The organism is Pseudomonas sp. LBUM1668 (assembly GCF_059695715.1).
On sequence record NZ_CP166787.1, the window covers coordinates 5845448 to 5869249 of the forward strand.

21 protein-coding genes and 1 pseudogene are annotated in these 23802 nt (G+C 55.5%); 6 read left to right on the top strand and 16 right to left on the bottom strand.

The annotated features are described in order from the left end of the window. The first annotated feature begins 3 nt into the window (after window positions 1–3). The 5 genes from exbD (at window position 4) to ACA061_RS26465 (ending at window position 5948) form a co-directional block, all read left to right on the top strand. Window positions 4–432, top strand: coding sequence for a TonB system transport protein ExbD (exbD, locus tag ACA061_RS26445; protein WP_103302606.1), 429 nt, complete (start codon window positions 4–6; stop codon window positions 430–432). Beyond that, window positions 429–1175 (top strand): energy transducer TonB family protein, encoded by a 747-nt coding sequence (locus ACA061_RS26450; protein ID WP_150595960.1) that lies wholly within the window; start codon window positions 429–431, stop codon window positions 1173–1175. Before exbD ends, ACA061_RS26450 begins: the two co-directional genes overlap by 4 nt. A gap of 278 nt (window positions 1176–1453) precedes the next feature. Continuing rightward, on the top strand, window positions 1454–2383 hold the full coding sequence (locus ACA061_RS26455; protein WP_042561765.1) for a hydrogen peroxide-inducible genes activator: 930 nt from the start codon (window positions 1454–1456) through the stop codon (window positions 2381–2383). Window positions 2384–2392: 9 nt separating this feature from the next. Then, window positions 2393–4468: an ATP-dependent DNA helicase RecG gene (gene recG / locus ACA061_RS26460; protein ID WP_150616872.1), complete on the top strand. Its 2076-nt coding sequence runs from the start codon at window positions 2393–2395 to the stop codon at window positions 4466–4468. A gap of 79 nt (window positions 4469–4547) precedes the next feature. After that, a complete protein-coding gene (locus ACA061_RS26465) occupies window positions 4548–5948 on the top strand; it encodes an aminoacyl-tRNA deacylase and HDOD domain-containing protein (RefSeq protein ID WP_150604644.1) in 1401 nt (466 codons plus the stop codon). A 266-nt stretch (window positions 5949–6214) separates the two neighbouring features. Here ACA061_RS26465 and ACA061_RS26470 read toward each other — a convergent pair whose 3' ends face one another. Continuing rightward, window positions 6215–6598 (bottom strand): helicase, encoded by a 384-nt coding sequence (locus ACA061_RS26470; protein ID WP_150595957.1) that lies wholly within the window; start codon window positions 6596–6598, stop codon window positions 6215–6217. A 354-nt stretch (window positions 6599–6952) separates the two neighbouring features. On the opposite strand from ACA061_RS26470, the pseudogene ACA061_RS26475 reads away from it, so the two are divergent. Further along, window positions 6953–7189 (top strand): annotated as a pseudogene (locus ACA061_RS26475) (DUF6124 family protein); the annotation flags it as partial. Window positions 7190–7899: 710 nt separating this feature from the next. On the opposite strand, the gene ACA061_RS26480 reads toward ACA061_RS26475, so the two are convergent. From ACA061_RS26480 to ACA061_RS26550, 15 genes are all read right to left on the bottom strand, one after another. Continuing rightward, window positions 7900–8661, bottom strand: coding sequence for a lysozyme inhibitor LprI family protein (locus ACA061_RS26480; RefSeq protein WP_210553356.1), 762 nt, complete (start codon window positions 8659–8661; stop codon window positions 7900–7902). After that, window positions 8658–9503 carry a tetratricopeptide repeat protein gene (locus tag ACA061_RS26485; protein WP_150616876.1) on the bottom strand — a complete coding sequence of 282 codons (846 nt, stop codon included), beginning with the start codon at window positions 9501–9503 and terminating at the stop codon, window positions 8658–8660. Before ACA061_RS26485 ends, ACA061_RS26480 begins: the two co-directional genes overlap by 4 nt. Further along, on the bottom strand, window positions 9490–10035 hold the full coding sequence (locus tag ACA061_RS26490; RefSeq protein ID WP_150616877.1) for a hypothetical protein: 546 nt from the start codon (window positions 10033–10035) through the stop codon (window positions 9490–9492). The genes ACA061_RS26485 and ACA061_RS26490 overlap by 14 nt, the downstream gene beginning before the upstream one ends. 10 nt (window positions 10036–10045) lie before the next feature. Further along, complete coding sequence (locus ACA061_RS26495; RefSeq protein ID WP_210553568.1) at window positions 10046–10495, bottom strand: hypothetical protein; 450 nt, start codon at window positions 10493–10495, stop codon at window positions 10046–10048. Window positions 10496–10581: 86 nt separating this feature from the next. After that, window positions 10582–11091: a hypothetical protein gene (locus tag ACA061_RS26500; protein ID WP_210553355.1), complete on the bottom strand. Its 510-nt coding sequence runs from the start codon at window positions 11089–11091 to the stop codon at window positions 10582–10584. After that, entirely contained in the window at window positions 11088–13538 is a 2451-nt protein-coding gene (locus tag ACA061_RS26505; RefSeq protein ID WP_497300293.1) for an alpha/beta hydrolase, read from the bottom strand. Before ACA061_RS26505 ends, ACA061_RS26500 begins: the two co-directional genes overlap by 4 nt. Before the next feature lie 9 nt (window positions 13539–13547). Next, entirely contained in the window at window positions 13548–14942 is a 1395-nt protein-coding gene (locus ACA061_RS26510; protein ID WP_497300294.1) for a TIGR01777 family oxidoreductase, read from the bottom strand. A 67-nt stretch (window positions 14943–15009) separates the two neighbouring features. Then, window positions 15010–16368 carry a lysozyme inhibitor LprI family protein gene (locus ACA061_RS26515; protein ID WP_210553352.1) on the bottom strand — a complete coding sequence of 453 codons (1359 nt, stop codon included), beginning with the start codon at window positions 16366–16368 and terminating at the stop codon, window positions 15010–15012. A gap of 20 nt (window positions 16369–16388) precedes the next feature. Then, a complete protein-coding gene (locus tag ACA061_RS26520) occupies window positions 16389–16850 on the bottom strand; it encodes an XAC2610-related protein (protein ID WP_497300295.1) in 462 nt (153 codons plus the stop codon). An 8-nt stretch (window positions 16851–16858) separates the two neighbouring features. Then, window positions 16859–17284, bottom strand: coding sequence for a hypothetical protein (locus tag ACA061_RS26525; protein WP_210553350.1), 426 nt, complete (start codon window positions 17282–17284; stop codon window positions 16859–16861). Between the two features lie 47 nt (window positions 17285–17331). Beyond that, window positions 17332–18081, bottom strand: coding sequence for a lysozyme inhibitor LprI family protein (locus tag ACA061_RS26530; protein WP_224450877.1), 750 nt, complete (start codon window positions 18079–18081; stop codon window positions 17332–17334). Between the two features lie 156 nt (window positions 18082–18237). Next, the gene (locus ACA061_RS26535) at window positions 18238–18849 is read right to left on the bottom strand and encodes a hypothetical protein (RefSeq protein ID WP_497300296.1); all 612 of its coding nucleotides are present in this window, start codon (window positions 18847–18849) and stop codon (window positions 18238–18240) included. A gap of 140 nt (window positions 18850–18989) precedes the next feature. Then, complete coding sequence (locus tag ACA061_RS26540; RefSeq protein ID WP_497300297.1) at window positions 18990–19886, bottom strand: tetratricopeptide repeat protein; 897 nt, start codon at window positions 19884–19886, stop codon at window positions 18990–18992. 168 nt (window positions 19887–20054) lie between these two features. Beyond that, window positions 20055–20915 carry a tetratricopeptide repeat protein gene (locus ACA061_RS26545; protein ID WP_210553347.1) on the bottom strand — a complete coding sequence of 287 codons (861 nt, stop codon included), beginning with the start codon at window positions 20913–20915 and terminating at the stop codon, window positions 20055–20057. Continuing rightward, entirely contained in the window at window positions 20908–23802 is a 2895-nt protein-coding gene (locus tag ACA061_RS26550) for an SH3 domain-containing protein (protein ID WP_210553346.1), read from the bottom strand. Before ACA061_RS26550 ends, ACA061_RS26545 begins: the two co-directional genes overlap by 8 nt.

Sequence of the window (23802 nt, forward strand, 5' to 3'; positions counted from 1 at the left end):
GCCATGGGCCTGCATTTGAAAGAAGGCGCAGACGACGATCTGGCCGAGAACCACGAAATCAACGTCACACCGTTCATCGATGTGATGCTGGTGCTATTGATCATCTTCATGGTGGCCGCTCCATTGGCCACTGTCGATATCAAAGTCGACCTGCCCGCCTCGACCGCCAAACCGGCGCCGCGGCCAGAGAAGCCGGTGTTCCTCAGCGTCAAGGCTGATCAGCGCCTGTTCCTCGGCGAAGACGAAGTGAAGCCTGAAACACTGGGCGCCACCCTCGACGCCCGCACCAAAGGCAAGAAAGACACCACCATCTTCTTCCAGGCCGACAAAGGCGTGGATTACGGCGACCTGATGAGCGTGATGGATAACCTGCGCTCTGCCGGTTACCTGAAGGTTGGTCTGGTGGGACTTGAGAGCGCAGTCAAAAAATGATCACGACGCGCCATAAGCTGACGCGTTACAGCGGTAGCCTGGCCGTGGTGCTGGGCGTTCACGCGCTGGCCATCGCGCTGGCGCTGAACTGGACTACCCGCCCGCCCATTGAACTGCCTCCCCAGGCAATGATGGTCGAGCTGGCCCCGGTTCCAGCCCCGCCACCGCCAGCTCCGCCGAAAGTCGTCACCCCGCCGCAGCCACCGGCTCCGGTTGAAGAACTGCCGATTCCGAAATTGGCCGAAGCGCCGAAAGCCGAAATCGCGGTGCAGAAACCAAAACCGAAGCCAAAGCCTAAACCGCCGAAGCCTGTCGAGAAAAAGCTGCCCGACCCGCCGAAGGAAAAACCTTCCGAGGAAAAACCGGCCGACACGCCACCGACACCTGCACCGACAGAGAAATCTGCTGCACCAGCACCAGGCCCGTCGCCAGCCCAGATGGCTGCCAAGGCCAGCTGGCAAGGCACCCTGCTTGCGCATTTGGCCAAGTACAAAAAGTACCCGCAAAGCGCACAGGCGCGCGGCAAAGAAGGCTTGAACCGTCTGCGTTTCGTGGTCGATGGCGAAGGCAACGTGCTGTCGTTCGAACTGGTGGGCCGCTCCGGCAACGCCGATCTGGACCGGGCCACCCTGGAAATGATCCGCCGCGCACAACCGCTGCCCAAACCACCGGCCGACATGTTGACCAATGGCTCGATTGAAATTGTTGCGCCATTTGTTTACTCGCTGGAACGCCGTCGTTAAGGCAACGCAAAACCCTGTAGGAGTGAGCCTGCTCGCGATCGCGGTGTGTCAGACGATGATTTTCTGACTGATACACCGCGATCGCGAGCAGGCTCACTCCTACAAGGGTTCTCAGCCAACCGAGAGAACCAAGCCAAAAAGGCACCGAAAGGTGCCTTTTGCATATCCATGCACGGCAAACCGGCATTGCCTGGTGTCGCACTCCTCCCTCAGTCTGATAACGTGCGTCTATCGATTGCAGCCGGTATGCTTGGCCCGCATCTTCATGGACGCTTGCTATGACCCTCACAGAATTACGCTACATCGTCACCCTCGCCCAAGAGCAGCATTTCGGCCACGCCGCCGAAAAATGCCACGTCAGCCAGCCGACCCTGTCGGTGGGCGTGAAGAAACTTGAAGACGAACTCGGTGTGCTGATTTTCGAGCGCAGCAAGAGTGCCGTGCGTGTGACGCCGGTCGGCGAAGGCATCGTCGCCCAGGCGCAGAAAGTACTGGAACAGGCCCAAGGCATTCGCGAACTGGCCCAGGCCGGCAAGAACCAGCTGACCGCCCCGCTGAAAGTCGGCGCGATCTACACCGTCGGCCCGTACCTGTTTCCACACTTGATTCCACAACTGCACCGGGTCGCCCCGCAGATGCCGTTGTACATCGAAGAAAACTTCACCCACGTGCTGCGCGACAAACTGCGCAACGGCGAACTCGACGCGATCATCATCGCCTTGCCGTTCAACGAAGCCGACGTGCTGACCCTGCAACTCTATGACGAGCCGTTCTACGTCTTGATGCCAGCGCAGCACCCGTGGACCCAGAAAGAAACCATCGACGCCGGCCTGCTCAACGACAAGAGCCTGTTGCTGCTCGGCGAAGGCCACTGCTTCCGCGATCAAGTACTGGAAGCCTGCCCGACCCTGACCAAGGGCAGTGACGGCGCCAAGCACACCACGGTCGAATCCAGCTCGCTGGAAACCATTCGCCACATGGTCGCCTCCGGTCTGGGCATCTCGATCCTGCCGTTGTCGGCGGTCGACAGCCACCACTACGCCCCGGGCGTGATCGAAGTGCGGCCCTTGTCGCCGCCGGTGCCATTCCGCACCGTGGCGATTGCCTGGCGCGCGAGCTTTCCACGGCCCAAAGCCATCGAGATTCTCGCCGACTCCATTCGCCTGTGCTCGGTGGCCAAGCCAGCGGCACCGGTTACAGCCGGTTAAGCGAGCGTCATGACAGAGCTGTCGCAAGTGTCGGTGACGGCACTCAAGGGTGTCGGCGAAGCCATGGCCGAGAAACTGGCCAAGGTCGGCCTGGAGAACCTCCAGGACGTGCTGTTCCACCTGCCGCTGCGCTATCAGGATCGCACCCGCGTGGTGCCGATCGGCCACTTGCGACCGGGACAGGACGCCGTGGTCGAAGGCACCGTCAGCGGGGCTGACGTGGTCATGGGCCGACGTCGCAGCCTCGTCGTGCGCTTGCAGGACGGCACAGGCGGCTTGAGCCTGCGCTTCTACCATTTCAGCAACGCGCAGAAAGAAGGCCTCAAGCGCGGCACGCGGATTCGCTGCTACGGCGAAGCGCGGCCCGGCGCGTCAGGACTGGAGATCTACCACCCGGAATACCGCGCCATCACGGGCGACGAGCCGCCGCCGGTGGATGAAACCCTGACCCCGGTCTATCCGCTGACCGAAGGCCTGACCCAAGCGCGCTTGCGTCAGTTGTGCATGCAAACGCTGACGATGCTCAAGCCTGACACCCTGCCCGACTGGCTGCCGACCGAACTGGCCCGCGACTATCAACTCGCGCCGCTGGCCGATGCGATCCGCTACCTGCACAACCCGCCCGCCGATGCCGACGTTGACGAACTCGCCCTCGGTCATCACTGGGCCCAGCATCGTCTCGCCTTCGAAGAACTGCTGACGCATCAACTGTCGCAGCAACGTCTGCGCGAAAGCATGCGTTCCCTGCGGGCGCCAGCCATGCCGAAAGCGGAAAAACTGCCGCCCAAATACCTGGCCAATCTAGGCTTCGCCCCCACCGGCGCCCAGCAGCGGGTCGGCAACGAAATCGCCTACGACCTCAGTCAGCACGAACCGATGCTGCGGCTGATTCAGGGTGACGTTGGCGCGGGTAAAACCGTGGTCGCCGCCCTCGCCGCGTTGCAAGCGCTGGAGGCCGGATACCAAGTCGCGCTGATGGCGCCGACCGAAATCCTCGCTGAACAACACTTCATCACCTTCAAGCGCTGGCTCGAACCGCTGGGCATTGAAGTCGCGTGGCTGGCCGGCAAGCTCAAGGGCAAAAATCGCGTCACCGCGCTGGAGCAAATCGCCAGCGGCACGCCGATGGTGGTGGGCACGCATGCACTGTTTCAGGAAGAGGTGAAGTTCAAGAACCTCGCGCTGGTGATCATCGACGAGCAACACCGCTTCGGCGTGCAGCAACGTCTGGCGTTGCGGCAGAAAGGCGTCGGTGGGCGCATGTGCCCGCATCAATTGATCATGACCGCCACGCCGATTCCGCGCACGTTGGCGATGAGCGCCTACGCCGACCTCGACACCTCGATCCTTGACGAGTTACCGCCCGGACGAACCCCGGTCAACACTGTGCTGGTCACTGACACACGCCGCGTCGAAGTCATCGAACGGGTCCGTGGCGCCTGCGCCGAAGGGCGTCAGGCCTACTGGGTGTGCACGCTGATTGAAGAGTCGGAAGAGCTGACCTGTCAGGCCGCCGAAACCACCTTCGAAGACCTCACCGCCGCCCTTGGCGAACTGAAAGTCGGCCTGATTCACGGCCGCATGAAGCCTGTCGAAAAAGCCGCGGTGATGGCCGAGTTCAAGGCCGGCAACCTGCAATTGCTGGTCGCAACCACGGTGATCGAAGTCGGCGTCGACGTCCCCAACGCCAGCCTGATGATCATCGAAAACCCCGAGCGCCTGGGCCTCGCGCAGTTGCACCAATTGCGCGGTCGCGTCGGTCGAGGCAGCGCGGCCAGCCATTGCGTGTTGCTCTACCATCCGCCGCTGTCGCAGATCGGCCGCCAGCGCCTGGGCATCATGCGCGAGACCAACGACGGTTTCGTCATCGCCGAAAAAGACCTCGAACTGCGCGGCCCCGGTGAAATGCTCGGCACCCGCCAGACCGGTCTGTTGCAATTCAAAGTCGCCGACCTGATGCGCGATGCCGACTTGTTGCCCGCCGTGCGCGACGCCGCCCAAGCCTTGCTGGAACGCTGGCCGACCCACGTCAGCCCCTTGCTCGATCGGTGGCTGCGCCACGGGCAGCAATACGGCCAAGTGTGAGCACCGTCGCAGTTTCTGACAGCCCGCGCCTACAGAGCTGGTTATACTCCTGCAATTGTTTCAAAAACGGATACAGACCATGACCGAAGCTGCTCTCGCCCCCGAATCTCCGCACGCTCCGTCTGTTATTCGGCTGCTGCTGGACAAGCTCGGGATCGTCTACGAAGAAGTGCTCGACCACCACGGCCTCAATGCATCGCGCAAAGTACAAGCCGTGTTGCTGGACGACGCTGTCGGCGCGCTGATGGTGCTATTTCCACAGAGCCAACTGCTCGACCTCAATCGCCTCGCCGAACTGACGGGTCGTCGTCTGACCGCCGTGTCGACTGAGCGCCTGCAAAAAATGCTCGGCAAACACAGCCTGAGCCTGTTGCCAGGTCTGCCGGCGCTGACCAGTTCGCCGTGCCTTTACGAAGAAAGCCTGCTGCGCGAGCCGAAGTTGCTGATCAACTCCGGCGAGCCGGGCGTGCTGCTGGAAATCACCAGCGAACACTTCAAGACCATGCTCACCAAGGCCAGCGCCGCCAACTTCGGCGAGAATCTGACCAGCATTCGTCCGAACCTCGACCGCCCTGATGACGACCGCAAGGAAATCACCCAGGCTGTGCAGGCGTTCACCGCGCGACGCATCCAGCAGCGACTGGAAGCGACCATCGAGATTCCGCCGCTGGCCGAAACCGCTCAAAAGATCATCAAGTTGCGCGTCGACCCGAATGCCACCATCGACGACATCACCGGCGTGGTCGAAACGGACCCTGCGCTGGCCGCACAAGTGGTGAGCTGGGCGGCGTCGCCGTACTACGCCTCGCCGGGCAAGATTCGTTCGGTGGAAGACGCGATCGTCCGCGTGCTCGGTTTCGATCTGGTGATCAATCTGGCGCTGGGCCTGGCCCTCGGCAAGACACTGAGCCTGCCGAAAGATCATCCACAACAGACGACGCCGTACTGGCAGCAGTCGATCTACACCGCCGCCGTCATCGAAGGCCTGACCCGCGCCATGCCGCGCGCCCAGCGCCCGGAAGCCGGCCTTACTTATCTGGCCGGTCTGCTGCACAACTTCGGCTACCTGCTGCTGGCCCACGTCTTCCCGCCGCACTTCTCGCTGATCTGCCGCCACCTGGAGGTCAACCCGCACCTGTGCCACAGCTACATCGAGCAGCATCTGCTGGGCATCAGCCGCGAACAGATCGGCTCGTGGCTGATGCGCTACTGGGACATGCCCGACGAACTGGCCACCGCCCTGCGCTTCCAGCACGATCCAAGCTACGACGGCGCCTACGCCGAATACCCGAACCTCGTGTGTTTGGCCGTGCGCCTGCTGCGTAGCCGTGGCATCGGCTCCGGTCCGGATGAAGACATCCCGGATGCACTGCTCGAGCGTGTCGGCCTGACCCGCGAAAAAGCCAACGACGTCGTCAGCAAAGTGCTTGAGGCTGAAGTCCTGCTGCGCGAACTGGCTTCGCAATTCAGCCAGGCCTAAACGCATCGCGGGCAAGCCCGCTCCCACAAGATCTATGCGATCCCTGTGGGAGCGGGCTTGCCCGCGATGAATCCAGCTCAATCTATCTGCCTGAAAAAAAACCTGTGGTGAGGGGATTTAGCGAAACGTCGCACCGCCCCGACCGACTGCGCAGCAGTTGCAAACCCAGCCAACAAGGTTTGTCCGGTAGATCGAGTATTCTGGCTTTGGGGCCGCTTCGCAGCCCAACGGGGATAAATCCCCTCGCCACAAAAACCCTTCTACTCTCAGGCTTTTGGCTTGGCCTTCCTCGGCTTCAAATACTTCATCAACCCCTGAAACCACATCACCAGCGCCGGATTGCCCTTGATCTGGATCGACTTGTCCTGAATCCCCTGCATAAACGCCAACTGCTTGTTCTTCGCCTGCATCGTGGCAAAGCCATAACCCGCATCTTTAAACGCAATCGCAAACGCCGGCTCCGCCACCACCCCAGACTTGCTGGTGATGCGTTGATCCTTGACCACGAAATGCCGCGCCACTTTCCCATCCAGCGTCTGCATCTGAAACACCAGATCCTTGTCACCCAACTGCTGCTGGAACGCGGGATTTGTCCGGCTGGCCTTACCCATCAACAAACCCATCATCCACAGAAGAAAACGAAATTTCATGCGCACAGCCTCAAAAGGAAAATGAACGGCCGGGGGAGTGTAACGGCTTCAAGCGATAACGCCACTATTGGTAAACGTTGGAAGAGGATGCCGCCGTTTTCTAGCACGATGACTACCAAGTCACACTTCCCTACACACGCCTACACACATTTCTGTAGGAGCTGCCGAAGGCTGCGATCTTTTGATCTTCCACCCCGTAAACCTATGGAAAATTTCCTGCAAAGAGCCGGGCTGTTCATGAACTAGGCGGACGGGTGGGCTATCGATAAGCTCTGTGTGTCGCCGCAAAATCGGTGATCGGATGTGCAAGTCCGTATTCGGGGAAAATCAATTAACTGCTCAGGATTTACACCCATGACTGATGAAACATTCGACGCTGATTCAACCTCCCCCTACGCGTCTCCCGATTCAAAGAAATTCCACGAAGCCGCCGAGCGCGCCCTCGACCACTATTTCAAACCCGCCGTCGAACCACGCCCCAAACGCGAAACCGGCCTCTTCAGCCTCTCCCCCGGCACCGACGCCGAAGCCCTCATGGCCAACGCCTCGGAAGACCTGCTGTCTATCAGCGTCATCGCCTGCGATCTGGCTTGTGAGGGACGCTGAAAAATCAGTCGAGGGGCATGCAAAATTTGCCGTATCACCCTCGGTTTTGCGTGGTTCCTGAAGGTTGCTCTGATCCAGCTTTGAACCCGTAATGGTCTTTGCATCCAATTCCGCCAAGCGCTTCCTAATGCTCGCCGCATCCTTGTAAGCACACTCGACTTCTACGTCATCCTCAAGATTTAAGCCGTCTCGGCAGTTCTGGAATTCGGGTTCTGGCGGGTCACCTCGAAAGAACTGCATAGACAATTGATCACCATCCTTGAAGAGCGGCAATTCCAGCACCGAGTAGGAATCACCTTCGAAATGGCTGTGCGAGATTTTGTTCTTTGTCAGAACAAACATCGACTTTCCGGCGCGCGCGGGGGATTTGCGCTCGAAGAAGAACACCGAGGCTATCTGCTCGCCTTCCACCTTCCACACATAATTCAGCGTGGGTTTGGCTGCGTTCAAGGCTGAATAGAAGATCTCGGCGGTGGGAACGTGAACTCCGGTCGCTTGTTCTTTCAGGTTGTTCTTCAGAAAGAACACCGTAATCTTTTGATCGCCCAAAGACGCCACTACCGGCGGATGCAACTCACCAATGGTTTGTGGATCGCCGGCCAATGCCGATTGGGTCGACAAACCGACCATGAGTCCAAAGGCACAAACAAAACCTGAAAACCTGCTCAATTCCATTTTCCTTCCGGGGTTAATCTTCATGTCGACTCAGGCGCGCCGCATTTCAGCTCTTTGATCTGGGCGTGCTGAATCGGTATCACACAGGCGCGACGTTTCTCTCCAGGCCCACGAAGCTCCGTCAGGCTGAGCGTCACGTGTAACCCATCCTCAGCAAACGCGTGATCCTCGAAACCAGCGTCGGCATAATCCTTCCAGAACGCTTTGCCATCGAAACTACAAAACTGCCTGGACGACAGCACTCTCCAGTTGCCGTCAGGCGCGAGGATCTGAACAGTGAGGCACGGATCACTGAAGGTACTGACGTAGCGAGCCACGACATCGCCGAAGCGTTGAGAGGCAGATTTAGAGACTTTACTGATATTGGTCGCATCACTCGGTCGATCGGATGCGATCGCGTCCAGATAACCGGCACGCTCCAGACTTATCCGTGCCACACACAGACTGATCATCAAGGACTGCGCCTGTGAGCCGGGTTGTACTTCTGTGGCCTCCAGCAAGCATGTTGTGTCGCGCAACTTGAGCCAGGCACGTTGTGAATCTTTGGCGATTGCCGTAAACGCCTCAGCTTGTGCAAGGTCTGCCTCTCTCTGAGAAGCGAAGCGCGCCATGAGCTTTTTGTAGCTGGCATTTAGTTTTGCGTCGGCCGCTTTACGGTCGGCTTCCACACATTCCAAGTATTGCCAACTCACGGTTATGACTTTGCAAGTGTCCTCAGCGAGCGCGATCGAAGCGGACAGCAGCCCAAGGAACAAAGCGATAAAGCGGACAAACCTGTTCAATTCTTCACTCCCTGAAACTCAGATCGCTCAATGACACGTTGCGGAATTCTCTTTGCCTTGCCAGCGGAGTTCATCGCATCGCGATATTCACGGTAGTACCGTTGCGCCTCGTCTTTCCGATCAAGTCGCCACAAGGAATCCGCCATGTTCAACATCAACACCGTGCGCTTGCCAACCGTCTCAACGCCTCGAAAAAACTTCAGCGCCAGCTCATCTTTACCACCCTCGGCCAGATAAAAGCCGAGGTCGTTGTAGGCTTGAACATTTTGCGCCGGGGGATGGCACGCCATGTAGGACTCTGGACTTAAAAAACTCATGCTCCACTCGAGAGATTCGGCGCGGGACTGCGCCGCTTCGATGCTCAAGGCATGTTTCAGCAATTCGTTGGGAGGCCTAGTTTCCAAGGCATGCTTGAGCACCCCGCCCTCTTCGGAAATCCACTGATTGCCCAGCCATTTACCCTCACAAAATCTTTCGTAACTCTCAGCCAACACGCAACCGGTTTCCATCGAGATCACAGCGCAATGCCCCTGTGATGTTGCTATTTCTTCACCGTTCTCACCTATGACTACGCCGTATTCCACCGGGGTCGCCAACAACGTTTTCTTATCGGGGCTAAGCCATTCGGGATAGGCCTGAGTACCAATACCGGCATGGAAGAGCGGAAATGTTTTTCCATTCGCCGTGAACCAGGCAGTGGCAGACTCCACCACAGGTGAAGTCCACTTTTTTGCCTGTAACGTCACTGTGTGCCCGTCAATGCCAACGATTGGCGGCTCTTCGGCAAAGGCGCTGGCTGTGGCAAACAGACTGCCAATCAACACCATCTTAAGGCTGACCATAGACAATCCTTTTCACCGCCGGGCTTTGCGACTGAAGTTGTCTCTTCGTGACGCCATAAGATTTGATCAACGCCTCCCTTGAGCCTTTCGAGCCAAATGAGCGCTGGTTATTGTCGAAGCTAAATTGCTCCAATCGCCCCGTAGTCGAGTAATAACCACGCCACTCCGGACAGGCACCGCAACCGCCATAGCCGCCTATCGATACGAGGCTGCCCTTGGTGCCCGTCACACAATCCATCGCCACCACCACGTTGCTTAACATCTTCGTCTGCATACCGTCCGAGGTGAGTTGCGAAACCTTGCCGACGTCACGCCGGAGCACTTTGCCGACGATGTTGATTGTCTGGTCGGAGCAAACCGGCAGCACGTGGTCGGCGGTGTCCTCCACCGTCACTGATCGGCAGGACGACACCAACACCACTTCAACGCCGCCACATTGCATGACGTCGCGTTGGGTGTAGGCATCGGTCGGAGCGGCGACGGCCGGAAGCGAGAGCAACAGAGAAAGACAGCCCGTGAGTAAGCGGTTCATCCCCTAATCCTTAATCAAGCGGCGGCGTTTCTGCGTCTGTCATCGTCAGCAGCCGGAATTCGTTGTTCACAAACTCGTAATAGCGATCCCGGTTGACGCTTTCCAGCGAATTCCCCTGGGCATCTTCTTCACCGTCGAGGGCGATGCCGGAAATAAGGATCAAGCGGCTGTCGGGTTGGTAGAGCATGGCGAACGTGCTGCCGTCGTAAGCATTCGGCAAGCCGCCGACCACTTCACCGGTGCGGGCATCGAGCACTTCGGCGCACATGGCGCTGCCGCCACAACCGAGTTGGTGCAGGATGTAATGGCCGGCGAAGTTGACCTTGCCTTTCAGAGCTAGCACCCGTGTCTGATCCATCATTGGGCTGCTGTTTTCTTGCGGTACCAATTTATGGCTAGCGCCGGTGAAAACTGGTGTGACGGTGTAATCCTTGAACGCTGGATCGGCGGCGGATGCCATGGACGCGGCGGTCAATATCAAGCTGCCGAGAAAAATCGAAAATCCTTTCACGTAGTAACTCCATAAATGCAGTGGGGACCGTCGACTTACTCAGACTGCCCTTCATAACGCTGTGTCTGCGGGTTGAATTGCCACAGATGTGGCCGGGTCATGGCCTTTTCACCCTTGTAGCGAATCCGCCCGCGCTTGTCCCTAATGTAGGAGTAGATCTCGATCTCCTTGAACTCACCTCCCCCCTTGGGTGGGCCGTCCAGAACTTTGACGCCGGCGAAGTAATCGCCGCCCGAATACCTCAAATAACCACGACACTGGATCAGGAAGGCGAATGTGCTATCCATTGATGAGCCAATGCCGACGCGGGAATTGAATATAAAGTCTTCGATGCCATCGCCATTTAGATCGCCGCGAAAAACCACGTGGCCCGGCTCGATAGAAAATTCTTTTCCATCGAGACTGGAAAGTATGTCTTCCGGATGTTCACTGCTCTGCGACCATTGCGATAAGAAATATTTTGAGTCAGCTTCCTGATTGCAAACATCTGCCGCCATAACCGCTATCGGCAACCAGCTCACACATAACACCAGCAATCGTTTCACTTCGTTTCCTTCGAATTGATCAATTCCAACTCACCATCCCGATACACCACCTCACACCCCACCCACGCCGGATCAACCTGTGGCATCACCGCCGACGGCTTGCGCAATTCACGCAACAACGTCGAGCCATGCGACAAGCGCCCACCCATCCGCGCAATCACCGCCCGCGCCGTCTGGTAATACGCGTGCCGCCCCGGATCGAGGGTGTCTTCGAGCAAAATATCCTCGCCCAGAATGCCCTGCACTTGCCCCGGATAAATCATGAACCCGGTGGCCTGCTCCGCACCTTCGCGACCGTCCTGCCAGAAGCTTCCATCGCGCGTCCGCACGTCCGGATGCGGCGCGAACCAGTGCTCGCGATCCGCCAGCGGCATGGCGTGGTGCAGACGGAAAAAGATGCGCATCAGGTTGTCGCGATACCACTCTCGCACTTGCAGGTAGTAACCGCGCAGGCCCGGCAGGCCGGTCGCGTTGGCGAGGCGGATTAGCCGTGACCATTGTGGGAATGGCTGGAGCGGCAATTCGCTCGCCGCTGGCCGAGGGGTGGCCGGGTCGGTCTCCCAAGGCAAACGATGCGGGCTGTTTTCAAGGTTGTCGTAAGCCGTCGGCGGGCGGCCCAGCCAGTCGCCGCCACTGCTGGCCAGCGCCGTGGCGATGCACAGATTGCCTTGCACCACGAACACGTAAAACCGGGTGAACCAGTCCGCCAGTTGTTGGCCGTCGGCACCCTGGGCGACGAGGTCGGTCAACTCCTGATCGAAACGCTGCAAACCACGCTCAAGGGTCAGCAGATGACCTCGGGCGATGCGTTGCATGCGCAGGAACAGCGGCAACGAGCGCAGCATCTTCAGCGGTTGCCACGGCAGATACGGGGTCGCGCCACCGACTTCACCGGCGTAGTTGCTGGCGCTGATGCCCCAGTCGGCGAGTCGGGCGAGGAACAAATCGTTGTTGATGTAGGACGCGCCGCCGAACACGGCAGTGAACGGCTCGTTGTCCTGCAACACCCGCGCATCCCACCGCGCCATGATCGCCGGGATACTCGCCGCCGCGCGGCGCTGAGCGTACTCGACAAAAACGCTCGGTTGCGGCGGCAGGATCTCGGCGATGTTCGCGGCGGTGAGGTGCCGGCGCCAGCCGTAGTCGCTGATCGGCCGGTATTGCAGCAGCCACAGTTGTGAGCCGTCCCAGGCCCATTCGACGTCGCCGGGCACGTAGTGGAACACCCGCAACACGTCTTGCAGAAATTGCCATAGCCGCTCTTCGGTCAAGCCGTGGGATGGCGTGAACGCGCCGCTACGCCAGGCATCGCCAACCCGCGAAAGCGTTGCCCGCGAAGGGCTGACGTGACCGTCGGCCAGCGATTCGAGATGGCCTTCAACCCATTCCAGCTCCACCGACAGATGTCGCACGAAAGCTATCCCGGAAACGACCGGCGTGATAAAGCGCTGCACCACCACTTCCTCGACGCCTTCGGCGGTCAATTCGGCGATGCGGTTTGGCACGTTGGCGCGCGGCTCGCGCAGGTAAGTCGTGCTCAACCCGGCGTTGGCCGAATCGGCCTGATCCTCGCCGTAACTGGAGGAGCGCACCGCCCAGGTCACATCAGGTTGGGCGGCGAGAAACGCAGGCAGACGCGGGTCGTTGCAATCGTTGAGCGTCAGCGCCGCCGGCACCGGTTGCCGCGCCAGTTCAGCCAAGCGCAAACGCCCGCCCTTGGTGTGCGCGACAAACCCGCGCTCGCCCGACTCCAGCCACTGCGCGAACTGCGCGGGCGAGTCGATCCACGGGTAGTGACCCCAACCGGGTTTGAGGCTGATGGTCAGATCAGCGCGAGCGAGAATCGCCGACCACGCCGCCGCTTGCTCGATGCCCAGCACGTTGTCCTGATCGCCCCAAACCAGCTCGACCGGATCGGTGATCCACTCCAGCAGCGGCAGCGCGGTGTCGGCCCGCACCAGTTCCCAGTGCGGCACGAATGCCCGGCAACGCGCATAACCGGCGCCCATGCGCTGGTACTGCGAGGGCGTCCAGGTCTGGTTGGAAAACTTGCGCGCGAACAGCGTGGGTTTATTCGACAGCAACCAGTGAATGGTCTTGCGGATCGGCAGCGGCGACATCAATGCCGGCAAGCGACGCTGCCACAAAAACGCCCCGACCGGCGCCAGCAAAACACTGCGGGAAAAGTGCCCGGGCCGACGTTGCAACGCATGCAGCACCAGCAAGGCATTGACCCCGACCGCCATGATCGCACTGCCCTTTTGCGTCATCGCCAGCAAGGTCTCGGCGTAGGCCGCGAGATCCTCGCAGGGTGGCTGCGGATTGGCGCCGAAGCCCGGCAACTCCAGCGGCACCACGTCGTAGCGCTGAAAGTGCGGCAACGCATCGTCCCACCAATCGGCGGCGCTGCCGTTGCCGGCCAGCAGGTACATCAACGGCTTGCTCATGGACGATCCTCAGGTCAGATCGCGCAGAGCGGCGTCGAGGGTTGGATAGCGGAATGTGTAGCCGGCCTCGGTCAAACGCTGCGGCACCACGCGCTGACCGTCGAAGAACAACTGCGCCATCTCCCCTGCCATAGCACGCACTGGCGCAGCGGGAATGTGGAACCACACCGGACGCTTGAGGACCTTGCCGGCCTGCTCGGCGAATGCTGCCTGACTGATCGTTTCGGGCGCGACCATGTTGTAAGTGCCGCGCAAACTTTCATCGTCGAAGGCCCGCGCGATCACCTGAAGCACATCGTCGCGATGCACCCAGCTCATGATCTGCCGACCGTCACCCATGCGCCCGCCGAAGCCCAGACGGAACGGCATCAGCAACGGTGTCAACGCACCGCCCGGGCCGAACACCACGCCGAGGCGCAGCACCACCTGACGCACGCCAAACTCGGTGGCCGGTTGCGCGGCGGCTTCCCAACGCGCACAGAGTTCAGCCATGAAACCGTCGCCCTTGCCGGCGTGTTCGTCGAGGCTTTCGCTGGCATCGCGCACGCCGTAGTAGCCGATGGCCGAGGCTTGAATCCATAGCGCTGGTTTGTGCTTGGTGTTCTTCAGCCAGGTCATCAGTGCTTCGGTTGTGCCGACTCGGCTGGCGAGCAGTTGAGCCTGACGTTTCGGAGTCCAACGTGGGCCGGCAACCGGCGCGCCTGCGAGGTTGATCACCACATCGAAGGTTTCATCGTGGCTGAGTTCGCTCAGGGACTGCACGCTGCGAACGCGACCGCCGAACAGATTGGCTGCTTTTAACGGATCACGTGCCAGCACACTCACGGTGTGGCCGGCGTCGAGTAATTGGTTGATCACGGCCTCACCAATAAACCCGGTACCGCCGGTGATCAGCACACGCTTGTGGGCGCTGCCGGCAAACGGGTTGGACGTGCTCTGAGTCTTTACTCGAGGGGATTTTCGACGGTCATGGCGATACAGACAGACCAGCGGCGGCAACAGCAGCAACAGCGCAAAACCGTCGAGCCACAGGTGCGACCAGACCTGTTGTTGCGCTGACAGCCACATATCCTGCGGCGCCCATAACAGGATGCCGGCGATCAACCAGCCCCACACCATCGGCGCTTTCGAGCGATTGCCGATGTGCACCAGCGCGAGCATGTACAGCGAATAACTTTGCAGCGTCGCGCCGAAGAGTGCGAGCCACCAGACCTGTTGTTCGTGGCCGGCGGCGGGTACTGCGTCGGCGCCCCAGAATGCCAGTTCGAGAACTTGCAGATAGCCGTCGAGTAAACCGGAATGCCCGGCCCAGGTCAGGGTGAGACCGGCGAGTATGTGCACGATCGCGGCGGCGTACAGCCAGAGCACTAGCGCGGGGCGAAGCGAGGTCGAGGGGGCTGGCATTCCGTGTCCTGAGCGCATTCCTTGGGGGTGGGGAGTTTAAAGGAAAAGCTTGGGGTTTCGGGGGTTGTCAGTAGCAGTGGCTGGGTTTGATTGGCGTGGTGGAGTTTTTCTTCAAGTGTTCCAAACCGAAACTCGCGCCTTCGCTACCCTTCGCGAGAGCCAGTTGATAACAGGCCATGGCTCGGGATGGATCTTTGGTACCCCATTCGCCGCTCGCGAAGGTAGATCCCAACTTGCTGATCGCGTTGGCATCGCCCATTTTCACGGCGCCCATCAGTGCCTGCTCTGCAAGCGCAGGATTTTTGCAGGGACCATCAAATGTTAGCTCGTTGCCGTCGCAGTAAAACTCGGAAAGCCCCATCGCACCGTTCGGCAAAGTGGTGGCCGCTGCTTTGAATAGTGACTCCAAAGTATCCGTCGGCACCTGCGGCGCCATGCCCGAGAGACTCAGAATGGCTGCTTTATAACTGGCGAGTGGGTCTCCGGAGTGCGCTGCACATAATAAGTTTTCTAGCGTGGCCTCAAACAACTCAACGGTGCGAGGCTGGTCTTCCGGCGCACCCAATGCTTCGAACGCCTCGGCACGCTGGAAACAGAAACTTTCTTTCTTGCTCATCGTCGGCGTGCTCGCCGCTACCAGGTCTTTTTCCCGAATCGACCAGTCTTCAACACCCTCGAGCACCCAACACGCCTGCCGGGAAAAGTTGAAGGCTTTGACGTTGCTCCAACCGGCGCGTCGATCCACAACAGTGGAATGGCTGTCGTCGTATTCCCAAATCACAACACCCGGGGTTTTGCGAGATTCGATAGGCGCCATCAACGGATAGGCCAACCCAGCCCCCTTCTCGCCCGTGGTCACCGGTTCGAAACGACCCGATTCGGCCTTTGGCTTTAATACCAGCGATTTGACGGTAAACGCAGTGAGCCGGCGCTGTGCTTCGATATCGGCAGAAAACACTGCCAGGAACGGTAAGAAATCCTCGGATGGACAAGCGTCGCTGGCATTGCCTTTATCGGATAGATGCGCGGACTGTTCCGGCGCAATCTTGTCCAGATACGCCGAACGCTCGCGACTCATTCTGGCGATACACGAGTTGACGGCGAACACATGCGCTGGCATCCCCGTCTCGATTTCGAATGCCTCCAACGGACAATTCGTATCGCGCAATTTCAGCCACGCACGCTGCGACTCCTTGACCTTCGCCGCGTACTCCGCGCCCAACACCGGATCTGTTCGATAGTCAGATTCAAGCCGCGTCATCAGCTGCTTGTAGCTGACGTTCAACTGCGCATCGGCAACCTGCTTCGCCGCCTCCGAGCAAGGCACCATTTCCAGACTTGAGGTGACCTGGCTGCAGTCATCCTGCGCATAGACCGCTGAAACTGGCAGCAGCATGGCCAGCAGGGTAAAAACAAAACGGTTCACTGTGTTCATCCTTGAGTCATTCAGGTTTTGCGTTTGGTGAATCCGGTGATGCATTGCTTGGGGATGTTCATTTCCCAGTAGGTGCTGAGCAACGCTTTACGCTTTTTGTCGACGCGCAGGTTAACGAAGCCATCGCCGCAGTCCGGCTGCAACTCTTCGAAGGTGCCGGTTTTGACTTGGTAAATGAACACCCGGTAGTAGTGGTAAGTGCCCATGCCGTCATCGAGCTGCCAGATTGCGAAATCCTGGGCGCCGTCGAAATTGAAATCGTCGAACTGCATGTGGAGTTCGTTTTCGGCTTCAAAATCGATTGTTCGCGACTCGCTGTGCGTTTCACTTTTAACCGCGATGTTCAGCTTGGAGCCTTCAAGAACCAGCGTCGCGTCGACGCCTTTGGTTGGACTGAACGTGGTGGTTTCGGCTAACGCCGGGATCGTCCACATCAGGCCGAGCAGTGATACCGCTAGAGTTTTGAATTGCATGTACTGCCCTACTCCCACTTGCATCCGGACTCGAGAGAGGAGTCGATGCTGGTGCTGATTCCGAAGCTATAAGCCTTACCGTTGGACTGCTTTGTGTAAGACATCGAGACGATCTGCGAGCCTTGCGTCATCAACTCATAAGTCCCCGTGACCTTACCGTTGACGATTTCGGACCAGGTTCTGGTGTGCTGCCAAGGCGCGTCTGGATCGTTGATTTCATTCTGAGAATCCGTCAACACAATGGAAATGGGCTCACTGGATTTGGCGTACTTCACGAAACCACCGGACCATTTGCTGGCTTCGTCGTAGTAGGTACGGAGTTCGAACTTTACCGGGCTCGATTGGGATAATTCGAAGCAAAGTGATTCGGTGGTGACTGCGCTTTGAGCGCCTAAAGGAAATAGCGCAAAAAAGAGAAAGAAAAATTTGTTCATGCTCATCCAAGTCGACGCTTTCGCGCGAATGCTCTGGCTTGTCCTTTTCAACGTCTGCTCTTGTCCGGTGCCAAAGCCAATTGGCGAGCACGCTCTATCGTCGCGCGAATCAGGCAGGCATCGGACCACTCACCGAAAACTGATTTATGCAATTTCGGGTCGGCCTGGCACTCCGCATCTCGAAATTTCATCCAGGCTCTTTGAGTTTCCCTCAGTGCTTTCTGACCGCTTTCGTCCAGCCGACTCATACGATCTCGAAATACAGAATTCAACAATGCATCCGCGTCAGGAACCATCAGATCAAGAACACCATTTCCCGAGGGAAACCACTCAACGTCCGCCAATGCCTGTTCGCTCTCATTGTTCCAATTGTAGAGGCCGTTTTCTTCGATCTTCAGTGTGGCGGATCGCTGATGGTGATTCGTCGGATCGCTTTCGCTGACCTCCGAGCGATAAACAATTTCCAAATAGATAGGGTCGGTTGTGCGCTGAGGATCATTCAATAGCGTTTGCCGAACAATGGCTCGTTGCTTATTGCTCTCAGTGATCTCTATCGAAAAGCACGGATCCGGCCCAGGACGTTCTGCGGACGCCTTCCTCTCCAGGCATTGATTACGAACCGCCATGGAAGGGGTATCCGAACCGCCACCCACATCGACGACTCTGACAAGCAACCGGACTTCCGGGTCCTTGGAAAAGTCGGCCTGAAGGATGGTGGCAATCATCGTGCCCTCAGCCATGACCACAGGCGACAGTATTGAAAGTAAAAAAATGAGGCTGAATCTGAAAATCTGCATTCCTTGGCGTCCGTAAAAAAACTCAGTGATCCGTTCAATTCTGAACGGGCCTGCGACAGAAGATAGAGTCAGAACCGACAAACGGGCCAGATCTATTTAAGTTCTCAACTAAATTCAAAGCGGTCGAGCGTAACAAATAAATCCGTCCCGTTTTCCTCAAAGATTTTCTCTCATGTCCATGCACTCCCTCGCATCCGCGAGGACTTTGCGCTCACCATTATTGAGGACGCACACAGGTTTTTTGAAGGTGCCTTTCATCTTTTGACAGACAGTGCTACCCGCTTCCTTATAAACACATTGCTCGCCAGAAATGATCAACTCTTTACCTGGAGTCAAAGTCACAACTTTAGTACTTTCAATACGGTAAACGTTCTCGTAAATTGAATCACCGGACTGTTGAATATCTTTATAGGTACCATCCTCCAACTCCGAAGCACTAGCAGGGATGTCTCCGATATATGCGGCCTTTCCACCTTTAGCTACAGCAGAAAAAATCATCACCTGAGCGTTTAGACCCATATCATCACTGGTTGGATAAGAAAATATAATTGCTTTATTTTCGGCCCCTGCCACTTCTCTAGTAACATAGTCTGACCGACATCCGCGATCAGCATTATCAAGAGAGAAGACTCCCCCTTCAAAAGAAAGAGTCAAGCTAGCTTGATCGGCATTCCGATCAGCTTCTTTACATATCAGGCTATGCTCAGTTGAAGCCGAATAAGCAGCGCCACTATAAATGGATAACAAAAACACCATTAGGCGAATCATTCAAATGACCTCAGAAAAATCTTAGAAGCTTATTTATCATTACTTCACGAGCCGAGAAGTTCACTGAAAAAATGGGACAGACCACGTTTTTCTTATAATTACTAAAACGTGATCTGTTCCCACCCCTACTATTGGTCATATCAACTACAGTTTTCTCGAGATTTAGCCGACTGTGGAATACGTCCACCCTTTCCGTTTTTTGTCATTTTAGCGATATATTCTTTATAAAGCGGACACGCGTCGGACTTCATACCTATATCCCAATACGCATCTGCCAAATTCAATATTGCAACGACTCTCTCCGGGAATTTTTTATGAATCTCCTTCAAAAGCAAAGCAGCTAAAACGCTATTTTTGTTACGATACAAATAATAGGCATAATCATTTAGCGGCCCGACATTATCATCGGACACTATCAAAGTCAGCTCATACACCAGCTCCTGGGGAATGCTCCTTCTTACTTTATTACCGCCATCATCGACCCCATAAAACAACTCTCCTTTTTCGCCCTGAGGAAGCTTACCAAGAATATATTTGAAGTCTTTCCTGATTTCTGCAAGCTGATCCTCATTACTCAAATAGCTAAAATTGGGCCCATTTTCGGAAAACTGAGAAAACAGGGTGCAACACGCCACACGCTGAACATTAAACTTCTGCGGAAATAGTGCTTCAACTGGTACCCTCTCACCACCCAAGGTATATTTTTCATCTTTACTAGGTTCCGCCCAAGTAGATTTTTTATAGAGAACCCAGTCTTTCTTCCCAGAAATCCATTTAAAACTGTACTGCGTAAGATCAGTATTACGAGTATAGAAATCCAGCAGCAACGAGAATTCGCCTGGTAGATAACCTACAGACAACCCACCGTGTCCTAGCTCAAAATTTCCCGAAACTGACTTGTTGCCCCCACCAATATCGATAGTGATTCGCGAAATTGTGCCGTCATCCTCGAGTGGTCTAACACTATACGGATCGCAGACTCCATCTCCATTCAGGTCAGCCTCGCAGCTAGAGCTCGCACTTATCACTGTTGCCATGAGCGCGAAAACGAAAAAAGCTAACAGCCTTATCATAATGCCCCTCAAGTGCAATGATGCGTGATTCGGCGTGTTGTTTAGCTATAGAGTAGAAAAAAGGGACAGACCTATGCTTCCTGATTATTACTAAAGCGTGGTTTGCCCCCATTTTCATCCAATAGCTATGCTCTATTTATTCGGATCCAAGCGTTCTCCAACTCGTGCAGGAATTTTTCCTGACAAGCCTTTTTTCGCCATCACTGAACGATATTCAACATAATAATTCTTTGCTTCATTATGTTTACCGAGCGCCCAAAGCGAGTCTGCCATATTAAGTTTCAACGGCACTCTATCCGGCGCAAGAGGCAGCAACCGCTCATAAACTTGCGTAGCTAACAGATTTTCACCACCCTCCGCAAAATAAAAACCGATATCATTGTACGCTGCCACATTTGACTTAGGTGGATTGCAAGCCATATATGAGGGGATGCCCATAAACATCAAATCTTTTATAGAGTTCGCTCGTAACTCGACTGAAGAAATTCTGGAAACTTGGTCTATCATGCTTTTCGGAGGAAAACTGCTTTTGACAAAATCATATACTTCCCCAGTAGAGTCTTTCCACACTGCACCAACCCAAGAGCCATCACACTGGAGTGCAGAACCAATATTTTCAACACAACCTGTCTCTAAGGAAACCGCATCACAATAGGCTTGCTCGGATTGTTCACTGTACCCGTGACCATCGCTCACCTCTCCAGAAACAACGCGCAGCAAAAGCATCTTCCTCTTATCAGGAGACACATTCTCCAAGCTTATTAATGTAGAAATTCCTGACGGGGTCGACTTGGTTGGAAGGCTATAAATAGAAAAATTATCATTTACCCCTTTATATTCGACACTATTCCACCCACTACGAAGTTTGTCCCAACCGCTAAAACGCACAGAAGTACCGTCCACGCCATTTACAACGACTGGCTCACCTTCAGCACGACACGGGGAGGTTGCCAAAACACCCACCACAAAAAATGCATGAAACTTATTAACCATTCAAGGCCACCTTGAGATTATTATGTCGAATCGGTCCATCTGTCATATTGCCGCGATTAGTTCCAGTCCCGTAATACACAAGAATTTCTCGTTCATACGCTGAGTGATTAATACCCCACGTGGTAACATCTCTACTTACAGTAGCATGCGCCAGAAAAAACTTATCCAGAGCTCTTTTCACACTATCAGGTACATGTGAGGGTCGATTCACACTCTCGTCTAAAACGGTGGCCATCCCAAACTCTGATTTGAAAAGCTCGGCAATTTTGAAACTGTACGAGGTCGGCGACTCCACTAAAACGCCCCTCAATCGCGTAATGAAATCTGAGATCTGAAGCTCGACATATGATGGGGATCCCATAGCACAAGACAAAACCGAAACTGGTTTACATTCAATTAAGTGCCCCTGCGTGCTCTGCGAACACCCTAACCTCAGTGCATTTTTTAACTCGACCTTCTCAAGCTTATGACCATCTAAAAAATCTGGGTGCTGATAATACATTTGTGGTTTAGTCGAGCTTAAATCAAGATACCACCCTTGCCCCTCAAACAATTCTAAATATTCATCAAGATATCTATCTTTGAATCTTTTTACTTGATCAGCAAGCTCACCTGCACCCGTTTCCTTCTTAATGGTTTTCTGCATCGCACCCGCTGTTACAATCTCACCATCATAAGCTTGTACAGCATTGATTTTACCTTCGTTCTCACACATAGCGGAAATTATTCTTCTTTCGCTAGCGGTTACCTTCCCGGCAGCTTGCATAATGTTCCAATGGGGTGAGTCACCCAACTTACTCTCCCCTTTTACTTGCGGGCCAAAATTTAAACTACCATACTTAACAACATACACATCAACCTTACAATTACACGACTTTTTCTGATCAAAGTTCCCAACCATACCTATTGGATGTATATGCCATATCTTCCCATCCGGACTTAAACTTTCCTTTGGTGCAACCTCTGGCCACCAAGACAAACTCTTAATCCTCTGTTTTTGCGCAACCCAGTCTAAATTCGGACGATCCGCTGAATGCCCCATTAGTTCATCCAGGGCATCCCATTTCGCCGCATCATAGAACCATTCACTTTCATATTTAGTAATAAGCTGAGATATAGATTGCGCGAACCAAGGTTTAGCAAGTGCTGCTTGAATTTCAGTAGATGTCAGTTTGTCGTTCTTATCAGAATCAATAATATCGTACAACCCTTCCTTTACCGGGCCTTTAGTAGATTTACTAGCTAGAGGAACGAAGGTAGCTTTTTCTTCCTCGGTAAGCATATCGCGATCATGAAGAAACGAAGAAAAGTGATCGGCATTACTGCCGGTCTCTTCAATAAATTTAAACCCGACCCATTCCCACGGTTTATGGCGAGTGGTCATCAAATCCTTATCGCACACCCAGCCGCTGACAGGATTTCCCTGGCCGTCCCCCAGTATCCCTTCGAGGTGCCACCATCTAGTCGTACTTGTAGTTGCGGGAGCGTTGCCTGTGCTGGGGGTAGTGGTAGATTGTTTGATTTTTTTTGAATCCGGCAGGGCCTCTAAAACACTTGAGGGAACAACCAGATCATATCCAATCACCACACCGGCGTCGTTGGCTTGTGGTGGATTGGTCGCACTTATATCTGGGCGATGAGTAATTAGCTTCGTATCTTTGTGAATCTTTAACAGATTTTTTTGATCGTCTGGTAAGGCAGCAGCTGCACCTTGGCTAAGAGAAACAAATTTCTCAATGTCATCGCACGTGAATACTTCCACATGAACTAGGTTGCGAGGTGCTCCTTCATCATGTTCTTGATAATGACCTGCAAAACCAACCAATGCGCCGGCCTTAATGGTCACAGGTTCATCGAGCAAAACGACCTTCCCCATATCCTTGGGCTCAGTCTTAGTTTCAAGAGAGGGAAACCATACATAACCTCCAATATTGCCAGCCTCATCAGCAGCAAGTGCAGGAATTGGATTACCACTCACAACTTTTACTAGTTTTCGATAGTTACCAACTGCGCCTTCCTGGCTAATTTCAATTTGAGTGCCAGCAGGCAGAATCGACATAACCTCGCCGGTGGTCGACCCCGTTCTACGAACTCTCAACCCCTTGGCCTGATTAGCAGGTATATTTTTTGCTAGCTCGCCAATCAGGTACTGATCTGGGCCTTTACTGTTCATTTGGGTTTTGAACACCCAGCCGCCTACAGCTACGGATTGGTCAGCTTCCGGCGACACACTTACAACTTTTAGCCATTTTCCATCTGTACTCGCGCCTCCCGTGGTGACGGTTGTGCCACGCGGCAATGTAGTCAGAATATTGGTGTAATCCGTGGTTCCTGGAAGCCCTGCGCGCACATTCAGGCCCTCGACGGGATCCTTCACATCCGCTTTTACTTGGTAGCCTCCATTAACCCAATAGGACGGCCGCTCCAATATAGGCGTTTTCGTCCTGTAGCCATCCATGTCCAACAGATGCATATACAGGCTATAAAACGTCAATATCGGTCCCGCAGCTGGAGCAGGTGGCGGAGGTCCACCTGCTCCGGCAGGTGGTGCTGGAGGGGACGGCACCTCCAAGACGTGCTTAATCAGCACAAAGCCTGTCGAAGCAAAGGCGGTACGGTCGGTATATACCGTGGCTGGATAAGTGTCATCGATCCGATAGGCAACTACTTGCCCATCAGCGATGCAACGAACCTCGCTCTGTGCCGAGACTAATCCAGAAGCCTCATCAAAATGCACGCCGCCATGCCACAAGCCATTGCTGCCAAGTGGGTAATAACCATCCTGCGCCTTCGCTAATGCCGCGTAATACTGCTGTGGATCTGTGCCACCTGCACCACCTATCTTTATTGGGTAAGACCACTTTTTAACTTTCACTGGCTCTGTCAT

Bases quoted from the DNA above. Each gene is read 5' to 3' on its own strand.
- exbD (WP_103302606.1), top strand. From the start codon at position 4: ATGGGCCTGCATTTGAAAGAAGGCGCAGACGACGATCTGGCCGAGAAC.
- ACA061_RS26450 (WP_150595960.1), top strand. From the start codon at position 429: ATGATCACGACGCGCCATAAGCTGACGCGTTACAGCGGTAGCCTGGCC.
- ACA061_RS26455 (WP_042561765.1), top strand. From the start codon at position 1,454: ATGACCCTCACAGAATTACGCTACATCGTCACCCTCGCCCAAGAGCAG.
- recG (WP_150616872.1), top strand. From the start codon at position 2,393: ATGACAGAGCTGTCGCAAGTGTCGGTGACGGCACTCAAGGGTGTCGGC.
- ACA061_RS26465 (WP_150604644.1), top strand. From the start codon at position 4,548: ATGACCGAAGCTGCTCTCGCCCCCGAATCTCCGCACGCTCCGTCTGTT.
- ACA061_RS26470 (WP_150595957.1), bottom strand. From the start codon at position 6,598: ATGAAATTTCGTTTTCTTCTGTGGATGATGGGTTTGTTGATGGGTAAG.
- ACA061_RS26485 (WP_150616876.1), bottom strand. From the start codon at position 9,503: ATGGTCAGCCTTAAGATGGTGTTGATTGGCAGTCTGTTTGCCACAGCC.
- ACA061_RS26490 (WP_150616877.1), bottom strand. From the start codon at position 10,035: ATGAACCGCTTACTCACGGGCTGTCTTTCTCTGTTGCTCTCGCTTCCG.
- ACA061_RS26495 (WP_210553568.1), bottom strand. From the start codon at position 10,495: ATGGCATCCGCCGCCGATCCAGCGTTCAAGGATTACACCGTCACACCA.
- ACA061_RS26505 (WP_497300293.1), bottom strand. From the start codon at position 13,538: ATGAGCAAGCCGTTGATGTACCTGCTGGCCGGCAACGGCAGCGCCGCC.
- ACA061_RS26510 (WP_497300294.1), bottom strand. From the start codon at position 14,942: ATGCCAGCCCCCTCGACCTCGCTTCGCCCCGCGCTAGTGCTCTGGCTG.
- ACA061_RS26520 (WP_497300295.1), bottom strand. From the start codon at position 16,850: ATGCAATTCAAAACTCTAGCGGTATCACTGCTCGGCCTGATGTGGACG.
- ACA061_RS26525 (WP_210553350.1), bottom strand. From the start codon at position 17,284: ATGAACAAATTTTTCTTTCTCTTTTTTGCGCTATTTCCTTTAGGCGCT.
- ACA061_RS26530 (WP_224450877.1), bottom strand. From the start codon at position 18,081: ATGCAGATTTTCAGATTCAGCCTCATTTTTTTACTTTCAATACTGTCG.
- ACA061_RS26535 (WP_497300296.1), bottom strand. From the start codon at position 18,849: ATGATTCGCCTAATGGTGTTTTTGTTATCCATTTATAGTGGCGCTGCT.
- ACA061_RS26540 (WP_497300297.1), bottom strand. From the start codon at position 19,886: ATGGCAACAGTGATAAGTGCGAGCTCTAGCTGCGAGGCTGACCTGAAT.
- ACA061_RS26545 (WP_210553347.1), bottom strand. From the start codon at position 20,915: ATGGTTAATAAGTTTCATGCATTTTTTGTGGTGGGTGTTTTGGCAACC.
- ACA061_RS26550 (WP_210553346.1), bottom strand. From the start codon at position 23,802: ATGACAGAGCCAGTGAAAGTTAAAAAGTGGTCTTACCCAATAAAGATA.